The sequence below is a fragment of the Pseudomonas sp. genome (assembly GCF_032058845.1).
Lineage (GTDB): Bacteria > Pseudomonadota > Gammaproteobacteria > Pseudomonadales > Pseudomonadaceae > Aquipseudomonas.
Map to the genome: position 1 here is coordinate 20,822 of NZ_DAMCCR010000038.1, position 14,505 is coordinate 35,326.

Annotated in this window: 14 protein-coding genes; 5 read left to right on the forward strand and 9 right to left on the reverse strand. The window is 63.7% G+C overall.

Annotated elements, in window-relative coordinates:
* The first annotated feature begins 136 nt into the window (after positions 1–136).
* The 3 genes from RT028_RS09590 to RT028_RS09600 all read left to right on the forward strand — a co-directional run bounded on the left by RT028_RS09590 (position 137) and on the right by RT028_RS09600 (position 2,133).
* Positions 137–847 (forward strand): tRNA-uridine aminocarboxypropyltransferase, encoded by a 711-nt coding sequence (locus tag RT028_RS09590; RefSeq protein ID WP_312934481.1) that lies wholly within the window; start codon positions 137–139, stop codon positions 845–847.
* A 214-nt stretch (positions 848–1,061) separates the two neighbouring features.
* Complete coding sequence (gene erdR / locus RT028_RS09595; protein ID WP_312934482.1) at positions 1,062–1,712, forward strand: response regulator transcription factor ErdR; 651 nt, start codon at positions 1,062–1,064, stop codon at positions 1,710–1,712.
* 58 nt (positions 1,713–1,770) lie between these two features.
* The gene (locus RT028_RS09600; protein ID WP_312934483.1) at positions 1,771–2,133 is read left to right on the forward strand and encodes a diacylglycerol kinase; all 363 of its coding nucleotides are present in this window, start codon (positions 1,771–1,773) and stop codon (positions 2,131–2,133) included.
* A gap of 3 nt (positions 2,134–2,136) precedes the next feature.
* On the opposite strand, the gene RT028_RS09605 is transcribed toward RT028_RS09600, so the two are convergent.
* On the reverse strand, positions 2,137–3,063 hold the full coding sequence (locus RT028_RS09605; RefSeq protein WP_312934484.1) for a LysR family transcriptional regulator: 927 nt from the start codon (positions 3,061–3,063) through the stop codon (positions 2,137–2,139).
* Between the two features lie 121 nt (positions 3,064–3,184).
* Between RT028_RS09605 and fpr the strand changes: the two genes are divergently transcribed.
* Positions 3,185–3,964 carry a ferredoxin-NADP reductase gene (gene fpr / locus RT028_RS09610; protein WP_312934485.1) on the forward strand — a complete coding sequence of 260 codons (780 nt, stop codon included), beginning with the start codon at positions 3,185–3,187 and terminating at the stop codon, positions 3,962–3,964.
* Positions 3,965–4,021: 57 nt separating this feature from the next.
* Here the strand turns inward: fpr and tsaA are convergent, their stop codons facing one another.
* From tsaA to rimO, 5 genes are all read right to left on the reverse strand, one after another.
* Positions 4,022–4,717 (reverse strand): tRNA (N6-threonylcarbamoyladenosine(37)-N6)-methyltransferase TrmO, encoded by a 696-nt coding sequence (gene tsaA, locus RT028_RS09615; RefSeq protein ID WP_312934486.1) that lies wholly within the window; start codon positions 4,715–4,717, stop codon positions 4,022–4,024.
* Position 4,718: 1 nt separating this feature from the next.
* Complete coding sequence (locus RT028_RS09620) at positions 4,719–5,180, reverse strand: DUF1456 family protein (protein ID WP_312934487.1); 462 nt, start codon at positions 5,178–5,180, stop codon at positions 4,719–4,721.
* A gap of 74 nt (positions 5,181–5,254) precedes the next feature.
* On the reverse strand, positions 5,255–5,965 hold the full coding sequence (locus RT028_RS09625; RefSeq protein WP_312934488.1) for an rRNA pseudouridine synthase: 711 nt from the start codon (positions 5,963–5,965) through the stop codon (positions 5,255–5,257).
* A 103-nt stretch (positions 5,966–6,068) separates the two neighbouring features.
* Positions 6,069–6,524 (reverse strand): GNAT family N-acetyltransferase, encoded by a 456-nt coding sequence (locus RT028_RS09630; RefSeq protein ID WP_312934489.1) that lies wholly within the window; start codon positions 6,522–6,524, stop codon positions 6,069–6,071.
* Between the two features lie 109 nt (positions 6,525–6,633).
* Positions 6,634–7,968 (reverse strand): 30S ribosomal protein S12 methylthiotransferase RimO, encoded by a 1,335-nt coding sequence (gene rimO, locus RT028_RS09635; protein WP_312934490.1) that lies wholly within the window; start codon positions 7,966–7,968, stop codon positions 6,634–6,636.
* Between the two features lie 368 nt (positions 7,969–8,336).
* On the opposite strand from rimO, the gene RT028_RS09640 reads away from it, so the two are divergent.
* Complete coding sequence (locus RT028_RS09640; protein WP_312934491.1) at positions 8,337–10,235, forward strand: potassium transporter Kup; 1,899 nt, start codon at positions 8,337–8,339, stop codon at positions 10,233–10,235.
* Between the two features lie 55 nt (positions 10,236–10,290).
* Here RT028_RS09640 and RT028_RS09645 read toward each other — a convergent pair whose 3' ends face one another.
* From RT028_RS09645 to RT028_RS09655, 3 genes are all read right to left on the reverse strand, one after another.
* Positions 10,291–11,589: a virulence factor family protein gene (locus tag RT028_RS09645; protein ID WP_312934492.1), complete on the reverse strand. Its 1,299-nt coding sequence runs from the start codon at positions 11,587–11,589 to the stop codon at positions 10,291–10,293.
* The gene (gene mprF / locus RT028_RS09650; protein WP_312934493.1) at positions 11,589–14,231 is read right to left on the reverse strand and encodes a bifunctional lysylphosphatidylglycerol flippase/synthetase MprF; all 2,643 of its coding nucleotides are present in this window, start codon (positions 14,229–14,231) and stop codon (positions 11,589–11,591) included. Before mprF ends, RT028_RS09645 begins: the two co-directional genes overlap by 1 nt.
* Positions 14,228–14,505, reverse strand: a 278-nt coding sequence (locus RT028_RS09655; RefSeq protein ID WP_312934494.1) for a hypothetical protein, incomplete at its 5' end; no start/stop codon positions are given. The genes RT028_RS09655 and mprF, both read right to left, overlap by 4 nt.

Here is a 14,505-nt window from a genome sequence, read left to right on the forward strand (position 1 = left end):
GATGGAATCGGCCGAGTATAAGGTGCGAACCGGGCAGCCCGCACGGCAAAACAGCGTGCCTCTGGTAAACTGCCGGCCCTGCCGTTCACCGAGTTGCAACCGTGTACGTTTCCCGCCTTGAATTGTTTCAGTGGTCATGAGTCATGCCGTCGCGCGCCTACGCGCCGAGCGCCTGGCTCGCAGCATCAAACCCTTCATCGCCCGTGGCTCGCGTGCCATACGCTGCGTCGATTGTCGGGTCATTGCCAGTCATTGCCTGTGCGCACTCAAACCAGCGGTCAATGCCCGATCAGGCATGTGCCTGATCATGCATGACACCGAGCCGTTGAAGCCCACCAATACCGGTTGGCTGATTGCCGACCTGGTGCAAGACACCCAGGCCTTCGGCTGGCAGCGCACTGAGGTCGACGCCGCCTTGCTGGCGTTGCTGGAGCACCCGCAGTGGCAGCCCTACATCGTTTTTCCGGGTGAGTTCGTGGCCAGCGAGCGCGTGGTGCACGATGTCGCGCCGGCATCGGGCAAGCGTCCCCTGTTCATCCTGCTCGATGCCACCTGGACCGAGGCGCGCAAGATGTTTCGCAAGAGCCCTTACCTGGATCGCTTCCCGGTCCTGAGTCTGCAGGCCGAGCAGATGTCCCGCTATCGACTGCGTCGCTCCAAGCGCGACGACCACTTCTGCACTGCGGAAGTGGCAGCGATGTGCCTGGACCTGGCAGGCGATATGCAGGCGTCCCAGGCGCTGGATGCGTATCTGGATGTCTTCAGCCTGCACTACCTGAGTGCCAAGCGGCATTTGCCACTGGACCTGCACGACGCTGCCCATCAGCGGTTGCAGGCCTTTCTCTAGTGGACGATGCTCTCGTGCAACGGATTCCCGGTGCGCGGCTGGGCAATTGGCTTGACCACCCGCACCGTGCTGGGCATCCTTGGCGCCGTTTCTGGCGGCGCGACGCTCAAAAATCCACTGCCCCCACGGCGAATCCGCCCCACGCCTTGAGTTGCCTGCCAGGCGAAGCGATTCATCCTCTGCCTGCCTGGCACAGAACAGGATCAACCGATCGATGGCCACCTACGAAATCCTGATAGCCGATGACCACCCGCTGTTCCGCAGCGCCCTGCGCCAGGCCGTGACCCTGGGGCTTGGCCAGGGCGTACGCCTGGTCGAGGTGGCGAGCATCGCTGAACTGGAAGCACGTCTGGCAGAAAAATCCGACTGGGACCTGGTGCTGCTGGATCTGAACATGCCGGGTGCCTATGGGTTTTCCGGTCTGGTACTGCTGCGAGGGCAGTATCCGCAGATCCCCGTGGTGATGGTCTCGGCGCAGGAAGAGGCGGCGGTGGTGGTCAAGTCGCGCGAGTTTGGTGCCAGTGGCTTCATTCCCAAGTCCAGTCCGCTGGAAACGCTGCAGGATGCGGTGCAGAAGGTGCTCGATGGCGAGGTCTGGTGGCCGCCCCAGGCGTTCGAGAAGGTCGATGTGTCGGCCGAGGCCAAAGCCGCCAGCGAGGGCCTCGCCAGCCTCACGCCGCAGCAGTTCCGGGTGCTGACGATGGTCTGCGAAGGGTTGCTGAACAAGCAGATCGCCTATGAGTTGAGTGTGTCCGAGGCCACCATCAAGGCCCATGTCACCGCTATTTTCCGCAAGCTGGGGGTGCGTACCCGCACCCAGGCGGCATTGCTGCTGCAGCAACTGGAGTCTGTGGCCGGTCACTGACGACGGCCATTGTTCGTTTGCCCGTCTGTGGGCCCCTTATCCTCGTGAAGTCACTGACATGTCGCCATTCAAAGGCCAGACCGGCCTTAAACGTATCCTCAACGCGGCCACCTATTCGCTCGATGGCCTGACTGCGGCCTTCCGCGGTGAAGCGGCGTTTCGCCAGTTGGTCCTGCTCAACGTCATCCTGATTCCATTGGCCTGCTGGCTGTCGGTCAGCCGGGCCGAGCGGGCCATCCTGATTGCCGTGTGCCTGCTCGCGTTGATTGTCGAACTGCTGAATTCGGCGATAGAGGCGGCCATCGACCGCATTTCACTGGATCGCCACCCGCTGTCGAAGAACGCCAAGGACATGGGCAGCGCTGCGCAGTTGGTGGCGTTGACCACCATTGCCCTGGTATGGGCGGTCATTCTTCTGTAAGGCTCAGGCAATGGTCGGCAGCACGATCTCGTCGCTGCGGCGCATTCCATGGGTGAAGCGGCGGCACAGTTCGAGAAACTCGCGCATGGCCGAGGTCTGGTATTTCTGCTTGTGCCAGATGAAGTAGAACTGGCGCATCAGGTCGAGCTCGGGCGTTTCCAGGGCGACCAGGCTGCCGCGGCGGAAGGCATCGCGCAGCGCCAGGCGGGAGATGCAGCCGATACCCAGGCTAGATTCCACCGCACGCTTGATCGCCTCGGTGTGCTCCAGTTCCAGACGCACATTCAGCCCCGCACGGTGATGACGCATGGCCTGGTCGAAGGTCAGGCGCGTGCCAGAGCCTTGTTCACGAAGAATCCACGCTTCCCGCGCCAAGGCCTCGATCGTGGCGCAGCCTTGCCTGGCCAGTGGGTGTTGCGGCGCGCAGAACACCACCAGCTCGTCTTCGACCCAGGGCTGCACCTCCAGGTCAGGATGGTTGCAATCGCCTTCGATCAGGCCTAGATCAATTTCATGGTGCGCCACCTGTTGCACGATGTGCGCCGTGTTCTGCACGTGCAGTTTTACCTGGCTCTCCGGGTACTGCTGCATGAACTTGCCGATCAGCAGGGTGGCCAGGTAGTTGCCGATGGTCAGCGTGGCGCCCAGCGATAGCGAGCCAAAACCTGACTTGCCTTGCAGCAGGTCTTCGATTTCCCTGGCCTGGTCGAGCAGGGCGACGGCTTGCGGTAGCAGCTGCTGGCCCAGGGCATTGAGCGACAAGCGCTTGCCTGAACGGTCGAACAGCTGGCAGCTGGATTGGCGCTCCAGTTCGGTGATCGAGGTGCTTGCCGCAGATTGCGACAAGGCCAATACGCTCGCGGCCCGCGAGACACTTTGCTGTTGGGCCACGGCGACGAAGACTTGGAGTTGACGGAGTGTGAATCGCATATCGATATAACCGATAACATATATCTTGATAATCCAGTTAACAGATATTCTCGCTGCCCCTACACTATCGCGCAACTGCGTGCCTGGTCCGCGCTGCGTCTTTTTTCAGGAGCCCCACTCGATGAGCAACATGAACCACGAACGTGTCCTCAGTGTTCACCACTGGAACGACACCCTGTTCAGCTTCAAGTGCACCCGTGACCCGGGCCTGCGCTTCGAGAACGGTCAGTTCGTGATGATCGGCCTGCAACAGCCTAACGGCCGTCCGCTCATGCGCGCCTATTCCATCGCCTCGCCGAACTGGGAAGAGCACCTGGAGTTCTTCAGCATCAAGGTGCCTGATGGCCCGCTGACCTCCCAGCTGCAGCACCTCAAGGAAGGCGATGAGGTCATCATCAGCAAGAAGCCCACCGGCACCCTGGTGCTCGACGACCTCAACCCCGGCAAGCACCTCTACCTGCTCAGCACCGGCACCGGCCTGGCGCCGTTCATGAGCGTCATCCAGGACCCGGAAACCTACGAGCGTTTCGAGAAAGTGATCCTGATCCACGGCGTTCGCTACGTAAATGAAGTGGCCTACCGCGAGTTCATCACCGAGCACCTGCCGCAGAACGAGTTCTTCGGTGACGCGGTGCGTGAAAAGCTCATCTACTACCCCACCGTGACCCGTGAGCCCTTCGAGAACCAAGGCCGGCTGACCGACCTGATGCGCAGCGGCAAGCTGTTCACCGACATCGGCCTGCCGCCGATCAACCCGCAGGACGACCGCGCCATGATCTGCGGCAGCCCGAGCATGCTCGACGAAACCAGCCAGGTACTCGACAGCTTCGGCCTGAAGATCTCGGCACGCATGCGCGAGCCCGGCGACTACCTGATCGAACGCGCCTTCGTCGAAAAGTAATTTTCCAGCGCGCACAAAAAACGCAGGCCAGGCCTGCGTTTTTTTATGCGCGTCGTTTCAGGCGTCCGGGCTGACTTCGGTGACCCTGATGCGCTCGGGCGTTGGGTACTGCCAGCGCACCTGCACGTCCCAGAACTTCACGCCATAGACGCGTTCGGCCGGTGGCACCTGGTAGGCCGGCCGTGGATCCTGTGCCAGGCATTGCTCGATCAACGCGACCAGGGGCTCGCTGAGGCGCTTGCCATGGTCGTGCGCCTGCTGCAACGCCTGCTCTGACCAGTCCACCTCGATCGCTGCGGGTGCGGCGCTGGCCATGGGGTTCACCGCACTGGGCACGCTGTCGGCATACGGCACATAAGGTTTGATGTCGAGCACCGGTGTGCCGTCGAGCAAGTCGATGCCCGACAACAGCAGGCGGCCGGGCTCCACAGCGTCAAGCCTTACTACCGACTGGCCTATGCCATTGGGGCGGTGGGTAGCGCGGGTGGCGAACACGCCCACGCGCTTGTTGCCGCCCAGTCGCGGCGGGCGGACTTTCAGGCGGGGTGTGTCTTCCAGGGCCTGGTGGAACAGAAACAGCAACCACACGTGGCTGACCTGCTCAAGCCCGGCGACCGCCTCACCCGTGTTGAATGGGGGCAGCAACTCCAGCACGCCACGGGCAGCCGGTGCCAGATGGGGCTGGCGGGGTATGGCGAACTTTTCCTTGAAGCAGGAACGCATGATGCCCACGGGCGTGACGCAATGCTGCATGTCAGCCGCGCACTCGGTGGGTCAGGCCCTTGAGGAAATTGCGCAGCAACTGATCGCCACAAGGGCGGTAGTTGTCGTGGCCGACCTTGCGGAACAGCGCGCTTAGCTCGGGCTTGGAGACCGGGAAGTTGACGGCCTTGAGAATGGCATGCAGGTCATCTTCCTTCAGCTCGAAGGCCACCCGCAGTTTTTTCAGGATTGTGTTGTTGGTCACCGGCAGTTCGACCGGCTGCGCAGGGCGGCTCTCGTCGCGCCCGCGACGATGGGTGACCAGGCCATCGAGGAAGTGCGCCATCACCGGTTGCGGGCAGAGCACGAAGCCCGGCTCCTCTTCCTTTTTCACGTAATGGGCGATATCGGCAGGGGAGACCTGCAGGCCAGACAGCGCGATGATCTCGGCGATCTTTGCGTCGTTGGCCTTGATGAGGTAGCGCAGGCTGCGCAGAACATCATTGTGATTCATTGTTGCAGGGTCCTGTCAGGGGCCGCTCGTGACGGCAGTTTGATCCGTTGTGCAGGGTTGATACTCGCGCAGCCCTAGAACCGTTCGCTGCTGGCCACATAGCGCCATTGGCCTGCTGGCAGCTTGCCCATGGACACGCCGCCCAAGCGAATACGGCGCATGCCTACTATTTCCAGGCGCAGCGCTGCGCACAGCTCGGAGATCAGCCCGGGGTAAGGGTTCTTCACCACCATGCGCAGGTGTGTCTCGTTCTGCCAGCTGGCCTTGGCCTTGGGCAGCTCGCGGTCGTTGCGGGTGATGCCGCGCGCCAGGCGCTCGAAGGCCTGAGCGGAGGCTTCGCCGCGCACTTCGATGATGTATTCCTGTTCCAGCTTGCGCAGATCCGCCTCGATCTTGCGGCTGGCGCGCCAGTCCTGGGTGAACACCTGCATGCCCGTGGCACGCGGCTCCAGCGGGGCTACGCAGCTCAAACGGTTGAAATGCCCATGCAGCGGCCTTACGCCCTCGCTGTGGGCTTCGCTCAGGGTGGCCAGGCCAATCGTGGCGCGGCCTTGCTCGGCATCGAGGCCTGCCGGTTGATGCAATACCAGCGTCACCGGCTCCAGAGCATCGGCACGTGCGCCAGGCAGCAACTCGACCCGTTGCCCGGTGACCTTGAACTGGGGTTGCTCCACCACCACGCCATCGACGGCGACCCAGCCACCCTCAATGTACAGCTCGGCCTCACGGCGGGAGCAACCGAGCTGCTCGATCAGGTGTTTGGAGAGGCGGGTAGGTTCGGACATGGGCAGGCATTCGCAAGACGGAAAGACTGCCATTGTACCTGCCTGGACCCGTGCCGGGCGGTGAATCTGCCGGATTTGTCCTGCCTGCCAAGGCGCTGCGCGGTTACTCCGGTGCGCTGCCACGCAGGCGCAGGTGCAACAGCGGGTAAGGTTGGCCCAGGCCATCGGTGGCAGAGCGCCCGCTGACCTCAAAGCCCTGATGCTGATAGAAGGCCAGCGCCTGTGGGTTCTGCTCGTTCACATCCAGACGCGTCGCGCCGAGCACCTGCACGGCATGCTTGAGCAGACGCTTGCCGACACCCTTGCCGCGGTATTCATCGGCAACGAACAGCATGTGTACATCGCCATTCGAGACCCCGGCAAAGCCGCAGATACGTCCCTGCTGATCCTGACAGCCGATCAGCGTGACGGCCTGCAGGTATTGTTTAAGCAGCTTGTCGCGCAGCAGTACGAGGTAATGCTCGGGCAGAAAATCATGGGTTGCGCGCACCGACGACTCCCATACCCGGATCAACTCAGGGTGGTCGCCAGGTGCAGGCGTCATCAAGGTAAAGCTCATGTGCGTGGCAGCCTCGTCAAAGGCGGTCGCGGGCACTGAGGGCCGGCATCCGCAAGCAATGCGCATAAAAAAGCCCTGCGCGAAGGCAGGGCATTCTACTGACATCGGCTCAGATTGGCTCGGCCCACAAGTCATATTCGTCGGCATCGACCACGCGGCAACGCACGGTGTCGCCAGGCTTGAAGCCGTGGTTGCCATCGATGAACACGCTGCCGTCGATTTCCGGTGCGTCGAAGAAGCTGCGGCCCACCGAGCCCTGTTCTTCCACTTCGTCGATCAGCACGTCGATTTCCTTGCCGATGCGCAATTGCAGGCGCGCGGTGCTGATGGCCTGCTGATGAGCCATGAAGCGGTCCCAGCGGTCTTGCTTGATGTCGTCGGGGATTTCTTCCAGGCCCAGGTCATTGGCCGGCGCGCCTTCGACCGGCGAGTACTGGAAGCAGCCCACACGGTCGAGCTGCGCTTCGCTCAGCCAGTTGAGCAGGTACTGGAAGTCTTCTTCGGTTTCGCCGGGGAAGCCGACGATGAACGTGGAGCGGATCACCAGTTCGGGGCACTGCTCGCGCCAGTGCTTGATGCGCGCCAGGGTACGGTCTTCGAAGGCTGGGCGCTTCATCGACTTCAGCACTTTAGGGCTGGCGTGCTGGAACGGGATGTCCAGGTACGGCAGGATCTTGCCGGCTGCCATCAACGGGATCACGTCGTCGACGTTCGGGTAGGGATACACGTAGTGCAGACGCACCCAGGCGCCCAGGCTGCTCAGGGCTTCGCACAGTTCGAGCATGCGCGTCTTGACCGGCCGGCCGTTCCAGAAGTCGGTCTTGTATTTCACATCGACGCCGTAGGCGCTGGTGTCCTGGGAGATCACCAGGATTTCCTTGACGCCGGCTTTGACCAGGCGCTCGGCCTCGCTCAGGACTTCGCCCACCGGGCGGCTGACCAGCTTGCCGCGCATCGACGGGATGATGCAGAAGCTGCAGCTGTGGTTGCAGCCTTCGGAGATCTTCAGGTACGCGTAGTGACGTGGGGTCAGCTTGACGCCCTGGGGCGGCACCAGGTCGATCAGCGGGTTGTGGTCGGTGCGCGGCGGCACCACCTGGTGCACCGCATTGACCACCTGCTCGTACTGCTGCGGGCCGGTCACCGAGAGCACGCTGGGGTGTACGTCGCGGATGCTGCCTTCCTCGACACCCATGCAGCCGGTGACGATGACCTTGCCGTTTTCCTTGATCGCTTCGCCGATCACTTCCAGCGATTCAGCCTTGGCGCTGTCGATGAAACCGCAGGTGTTGACCACCACCACATCGGCGTCTTCGTAGGTGGGCACGACTTCGTAACCCTCCATGCGCAGCTGGGTCAGGATGCGCTCGGAGTCGACGAGTGCCTTGGGGCACCCCAGTGAGACGAAACCGACCTTCGGGATGGGCGCGGGCGTGGTGGACATGACTAACCTCGGTATTGAATTGGCGTTGCCCCGCTGATCGTGGGCAAACCTGACGGGCGCTGGGGCGCCTCTGGTCAAAAAGTGCGCAATTCTAGCGGCAGCGTCGGGCCTTGACCAGTAAAAATGCGCACCAGCCGACCGCATGACGTGCGCCCTTCAGGACGCAGGTTCAAGGGCGCTTGCCGCCATTGCCAAGCGACCGCTGTCGGTGGCCTGGCACGTGCGCCACAGCAGAAAATCCGACGGCGCTGCGCTATGCTTCGCGGCGTTCTGCCAGGGCCCTCGAGCCCGTGGCAGCAGCGCGGTCCGGGCGCGTGGCGCCCGGTGCTATTTCTATCGGCCTTTGGGGCCGAATGCGGGAGTGGTCGATGGTTCAAGCAAGCAGTCATGCCGAAGGCGGGCAGGGGGCCAAGCGGTCGCTGGGCCTGCTGGTCGCAGCTGTCGGGGTGGTCTATGGCGATATCGGCACCAGCCCGTTGTACACGCTCAAGGAAGTCTTCACTGGCGGCTACGGCGTGCCGCTCAACCATGACGGTGTGCTGGGCATCCTCTCGCTGATCCTCTGGTCATTGCTGTGGGTGGTGTCGTTCAAATACGTGATGTTCATCCTGCGCGCCGACAACCAGGGCGAGGGCGGCACCATGGCCCTGACGGCACTGGCGCGGCGGGCCGCAGCGCCCTATCCGCTGTTGCGCAAGTTCATCATTGGCTGCGGGCTGATCGGCGCCTCGCTGTTCTATGGCGACAGCATGATCACCCCGGCAGTCTCGGTCCTGTCGGCCGTCGAAGGCATGGGCCTGGCCTTCGACGGCATCGACCACTGGGTGGTGCCGATTTCGCTGGTGGTACTGGTGGCGCTGTTCGTGGTGCAGAAGCACGGCACCGAGAAGATCGGCAAGCTGTTCGGCCCGGTCATGGTCACCTGGTTCCTGGTCCTGGCGCTGCTCGGCCTGTATGGCATCCAGCAGAGCCCGGAAGTGCTCAAGGCGTTCAATCCTGCCTGGGCGGTACGCTTTTTCATCGTGCATCCAGGCATCGGCGTGGCGGTGCTGGGCGCGGTGGTGCTGGCGCTGACCGGTGCCGAAGCGCTGTATGCCGACATGGGCCATTTCGGCCGCAAACCCATTGCCCGGGCCTGGTTCGCTCTGGTGTTGCCGGCGCTGGTGCTGAACTATTTCGGCCAGGGTGCCCTGCTGTTGCAGAACCCCGAGGCTGCACGCAACCCGTTCTTCCTGCTGGCGCCAGGTTGGGCTTTGTTGCCGCTGGTGGGGTTGGCCACGCTGTCGACGGTGATCGCGTCGCAGGCGGTGATTTCCGGGGCCTTCTCGTTGACGCGTCAAGCCATCCAGCTGGGCTACATCCCGCGCATGCACATCCAGCACACCTCCAGCGACGAGCAGGGGCAGATCTACATCAGTGCGGTGAACTGGGCCTTGATGGTGGGTGTGGTGCTGCTGGTCATCGGTTTCGAGTCCTCCAGTGCCTTGGCTGCGGCCTACGGTGTGGCCGTGACCGGCACCATGCTGATGACCACGATTCTGGTCGCCGTGGTGATGCTGCTGCTGTGGAAATGGCCGCCGCTGCTGGCGGTGCCGATCCTGCTGGGCTTCTTGCTGGTGGATGGGCTGTTCTTCGCCGCCAACCTGCCCAAGGTGCTGCAAGGGGGCGCCTTCCCGGTTCTGGCCGCGATTGTCTTGTTCACCCTGATGAGCACCTGGAAGCGCGGCAAGCAGATTCTGGTCGAGCGGATCGATGAGGCCGCGCTGCCGTTGCCGATCTTCATTGCCAGCATCGGCGTGCAGCCGCCGCACCGCGTCGAAGGCACGGCGGTGTTTCTGACGGCCCGGCCTGATGCCGTACCCCATGCCTTGTTGCACAATCTGCTGCACAACCAGGTGCTGCACCGTCAGGTCGTGCTGTTGACCGTGGTCAGCGAAGACCGGCCGCGGGTGCCGGCGCACGAGCGTTTCGAGGTCGAGGACTACGGCGACGGATTCTTCCGGGTGCTGCTGCACTTCGGCTTCATGGACGAGCCCGATGTACCGCAAGCGCTGACCTTGTGTTCGCTGGACACGCTGGACTTCACGCCCATGCGCACCACCTACTTCCTCAGCCGCGAAACGGTGATCGCGTCACGCCTGGAAGGCATGATGCGCTGGCGCAGCAACCTGTTCGCTTTCATGCTGAAGAATGCCAACGGCAACCTGCGGTTCTTCAACCTGCCGCTGAACCGGGTGATCGAGCTGGGAACCCAGGTCGAGATCTGATCGGGCAGGGCTGCTGCAGCATGTAACAGCTGCAGCGGCCCTGAGCGCCAGCTTGTTACGGTTGCGGCTGTGCTGCGGTGGATTTGCCTTGGCGCGCCTCGATCTCGTCGATCAGGCGTTTGGCCAAGGCCGGGTAGTTTTCGTCGAAGTGATGACCGCCAGGCAGTTTCACCCGCTCACCCACTGCCGTGCTTTCGGTGCAGCCGCTTTCGTCGGCCTCTTCCATCCCATAGATGCACACCACTTTTGCTGCAGGCATCTTGGCCATTTCAGGCCCGGTCGGTGCCTCCTGGCCTTCCTTGCCCAGCCAGCCTTCGACTTCGATCTCGAAGCTGCCACTGCGGGCGAAAGCCAGCAGGATCACTGCATCGATACGCTGCTGATCTTCCGGCGAGAGCCGATTGAAGGTCGCAGGCAGCACGTCTGCGCCGAACGAATAACCGGTCAGCACGAAGCGCTTGGTGCCCCATTTCTGCCGGTAGTGATGCATCAGTTCCGAAAGGTCGGCAGCGCTCTGCTCCGGGGTCTTGTGCTGCCAGTAGTAGCGCAGCGTATCGATGCCTACCACGGGGTAGCCGAGCTTGGCCATTTCGCCAGCGACATCGCGGTCCAGGTCGCGCCAGCCGCCGTCACCCGAGAGGAACAGGGTGACGGTGTCGGTGGCCTGACCCGCTGGCACTTCGACCACCGGGATGTTCAGCGACGAGCCATCGCGCCCGACCAGTACCTGGGTCAGTTGCGACTTGAGCACCTGGGGCAGATGAATGTCGTAGTCGCTGATGCTGGTCTCGGCGTTGGGCTGGTCACGCACGAAGCCCGCGCTGGCGTCATCCGGGTTGTCGTTCCAGGCCACGTTCCAGTGGCCGTGGGCGGCGCTCTTGGGCAGGGGCGAGGCGCAGCCGGGCTGCTCCAGCTTGAAGTCGACGGAAATGGCCCGGGCCTTGTCATCGCCTTGTGCCGCCAGCCAGCGCCAGGCCTGTGCCGCGCCCGGACCGATCCCGGCCACCACCGTCGGCTTGGCGCCGAGCTGGGCACTGGCCTGGTCCATGAGCTGCTGCTGCAGCGCACAGTCCTCGGCGGGCAACAGCACTTGCACCAGTTGCGCTTCGCCGGCCTGGCTGAGGTCCAGCAGTTGCTTGTCGGTCAGTGCCTCGCCCTTGGGTACGCCAATGGCCACCCGGGCCTTGGCTTGTACGCCAGGGGTGGCGCGTACCAGGCTGGTGCCGTCAGGCAGGGTCAGGTGTTCCACGCGGGCCTCGGGCGCAGGCCGGGTCCACAGCCAGAAGGCCAGGCTGGCGGCCGCAGCGGCGACGGCCAGCGCGATCAGCAGGTACAACCAATAGCGTCGGATCATCAACGTTTCACCAATCCAGTCAGGCCGCCCGCGATCAGGGCGGCGGTATCAGCCAGTGCCACCAGCGGGTCGAGCCCGGCCGGCACGGCCATGTAGCGAGGTTCCCAGTCAGGCTGGAACTTGTCCTTGAAGCGCCGCAGGCCCTGGAAGTTGTAAAGCTGTTCGCCGCGCTGGAACACCAGCGAGCCCAAGCGCTGGGTCAACGGTGCCCCACGCCGTGGCTGCAAGCCTGACAGCGGCACCATGCCCAAGCTGAAACGGCCGTAATCATGGCTTTTGTAGTGCAGGATCAGGCCGACCATCATGAACTCCATGGTCAGCTTCGGCGCCTCGGGGTGGGCCCGCATCAGGTCCAGGCTGGCCAGCTCGTTGCTATGGGTTTCCAGCAGGTTGGCGAAGGCCACCGGGCGGCCCTGGAAGCGAATCAGCGCGATGCGAAAGTGCTTGAGGTAGTCGACGCTGAAGCGGCCCAGCGAAAAGCCTTTCTCGCGCACGTTCTTGCCGCTGAGCCAGGCGTCGGAGATGACCTTCAGCTCGTCCATCGGCGCCTGCCCGGGCTCGTGCACTTCCAGGGTCAGGCCGTCCCGGCCGCCGCGGTTCCACGTGTAGCGCAGGTCTTTCATTTCCTTGCCCTTGGCCTCCAGGTCGAAGCGGCGCAGATCGACCCGCGCCTCTTCGCCCAGCTTGATCGCGGTCAGGCCGATGTCCATGTAGAACGGCAGGTTCTCGGCGCGCACCTGGTAGAAGACCGGGCGGGCGTGGTGCAGGTCGCAGAGGTCACGGAACTGCCAGATCATCTCGGCACGTTCCTGGGCCGGGCCGATCGGGTCATACAATGCCACCAGGCTGCGGCCACGGCGGGCGTACATGAGGAAAGCATCGTCGTCCTGATGGAACAGCAGCGCTTTGTCGCCGGTCAGGGCCAGCCCGCCATCGGGCTGATCAGAGGCGAGCAGAATGCGCGTGGCCCGCTGCAGCTCCTCTTCATCAGGCAAATGGATCACGGGCCGTGCGGTGCGCAGCAGCCAGGTCAGGGCCACGAACACCAGCAATACCGCGCTGCCCATGGCTGCACGCAGCGCGCGAGGTGCGTCGGCATCCAGGGTGAACTGCCACCAGAGCTGGTGGTTGTAGGGCACATCCTGGTAGGCGAACAGCAGCAGCCAGATCGAGGCGCCGACCGCGCACACGCTGGCCACCAGATAAACCGGCGAGAACGGCAGTTCCAGCAGCCGGCTGGGGCGATAGAACGACCGGCGGAACAGCGCCAGCAGGGCGGCGGTGAACACCAAGATGCTCGCCTCTTCCCAGTCGAAGCCTTTGAGCAGCGACAGGATCGCGCCCACCAACAGCAGCACGGTGGTCAACAGCCAGGCTGCCGACAGGCGCCGGCGCAGGCCTTGGGCAAGCAGCAGGCACAGCACGCCGATCAGGCTCGCGCCGAAGTGCGAGGCATCGATCAGTCGGTGCGGGACCAGGAAACCCATGTGTTCCAGGCGGGTGTCGATTTCCGGTGTCGCCCCAGAGAACAGCAGCACCACCCCCGAAAGGAACACCAGGATCGCCAGCACCGGGGCAGCCAGGCCCGAGGCCGCGCGCATGGCATGCTGGGCGAACAGCAGGCGCCGCGCCTCGTTGATCAGCAGCGCCACGCAGGCCAGCAGCAGTGGCAGCACCACGTAGATCAGACGGTACAGCAACAGGGCGGCGGCCAGGGGCGCGGCCCCGAGCTGGTCGGCGAATGCCGCCAGCAAGATGGCCTCGAACACGCCGACACCGCCCGGTACATGGCTGAGCACACCAGCCGCCAGGGCCAGCAGGTAGACCATGAGGAAGGCGCCGAATGGCGGGGCTTCCGGCAGCAGCAGATAGAGCACGGTCGCCGCGGCAGCGACATCCAGCGCGGTGATCAGCAGTTGCAGCGCCGTCAGCTTGCCGCTTGGCAGGCGCAGGGTGCGCCGGCCCAGTTGTACCAGCAGATTGTCCGGGCGTGGCTGTTCGGCCAGGCGCCGACGGTAAAGCCCTGCCACCAGCAGCGCGGTCAGCAACAGCACGCCGGTCGCGATGCTGCCCAGCAGCAACGGCGACAAGCCCAGGGCGAGCGAGGCGGAATGCAGGTCGCTCAGGGTGGCCAGGGCGGCCAGCGGCGGCAGCGCACAGCCTAGCGAGAGGCTGGCGAACACGGTCATGCGCGCAACTTCCGCCGCCCCCAGGCCATGCCGAGCATACAACCGGTAGCGCACCGAACCGCCCGAGAGCATCGACAGGCCAATCGCGTTGCCAATCGCAAAGGCGCTCAGCCCGCCCATGACCAGCGTACGGGCGGGCAGATGGGTGCCGGCATAGCGGCAGGCTGACCACTCGTAACCCAGCAGCACCAGGAAGCCGAAGAGAGTGGCTGCGAACGCGCCGATCAGCGCGTTGGCCGGCACGCTGAGCATGGCGTCATGCAGGGCATAGATGTCCAGCTCACTGAGCAGGTGTCGGCAGGCAATCAACGCCATGGCAAACAAGGCCAGGGTGATGGCCAGGCCGAGTGGTTGCCGGTACGTGCTCAAGCGTTCGAGCCAAGGCAGACGTTGGGCAGCCGCAGGCAGCGCCGCGGTCAGGGGCGTTTGCGATTCGGGAGCAGGGGCGGTCATGGATAGCCTCGTGCAGGCAGCGCGAGTGAAGAGCGAGGAGCGGCCAAGTGGAAGTCCCTATGAAAAAGTATCCAGATATTACCCCGGCCAATGGCCGGAAGCGTTAAAGATAGTTCATTCACAGGTATCGGCAGGCGTCGTGAAAACCCGAGGTAGACGGTTGTCCAAGAAAAACAGCCAACAACGAAAAGCCCCGCACTGTCTTGCGACAGGCGGGGCTTGTTCTGACGAATATGGTTGCGGGAGCCGGATTTGAACCGACGACCTTCGGGTT

Coding starts and splice junctions, on each gene's coding strand:
- RT028_RS09590 (WP_312934481.1), top strand. CDS start 137: ATGAGTCATGCCGTCGCGCGCCTACGCGCCGAGCGCCTGGCTCGCAGC.
- erdR (WP_312934482.1), top strand. CDS start 1,062: ATGGCCACCTACGAAATCCTGATAGCCGATGACCACCCGCTGTTCCGC.
- RT028_RS09600 (WP_312934483.1), top strand. CDS start 1,771: ATGTCGCCATTCAAAGGCCAGACCGGCCTTAAACGTATCCTCAACGCG.
- RT028_RS09605 (WP_312934484.1), bottom strand. CDS start 3,063: ATGCGATTCACACTCCGTCAACTCCAAGTCTTCGTCGCCGTGGCCCAA.
- fpr (WP_312934485.1), top strand. CDS start 3,185: ATGAGCAACATGAACCACGAACGTGTCCTCAGTGTTCACCACTGGAAC.
- tsaA (WP_312934486.1), bottom strand. CDS start 4,717: ATGCAGCATTGCGTCACGCCCGTGGGCATCATGCGTTCCTGCTTCAAG.
- RT028_RS09620 (WP_312934487.1), bottom strand. CDS start 5,180: ATGAATCACAATGATGTTCTGCGCAGCCTGCGCTACCTCATCAAGGCC.
- RT028_RS09625 (WP_312934488.1), bottom strand. CDS start 5,965: ATGTCCGAACCTACCCGCCTCTCCAAACACCTGATCGAGCAGCTCGGT.
- RT028_RS09630 (WP_312934489.1), bottom strand. CDS start 6,524: ATGAGCTTTACCTTGATGACGCCTGCACCTGGCGACCACCCTGAGTTG.
- rimO (WP_312934490.1), bottom strand. CDS start 7,968: ATGTCCACCACGCCCGCGCCCATCCCGAAGGTCGGTTTCGTCTCACTG.
- RT028_RS09640 (WP_312934491.1), top strand. CDS start 8,337: ATGGTTCAAGCAAGCAGTCATGCCGAAGGCGGGCAGGGGGCCAAGCGG.
- RT028_RS09645 (WP_312934492.1), bottom strand. CDS start 11,589: ATGATCCGACGCTATTGGTTGTACCTGCTGATCGCGCTGGCCGTCGCC.
- mprF (WP_312934493.1), bottom strand. CDS start 14,231: ATGACCGCCCCTGCTCCCGAATCGCAAACGCCCCTGACCGCGGCGCTG.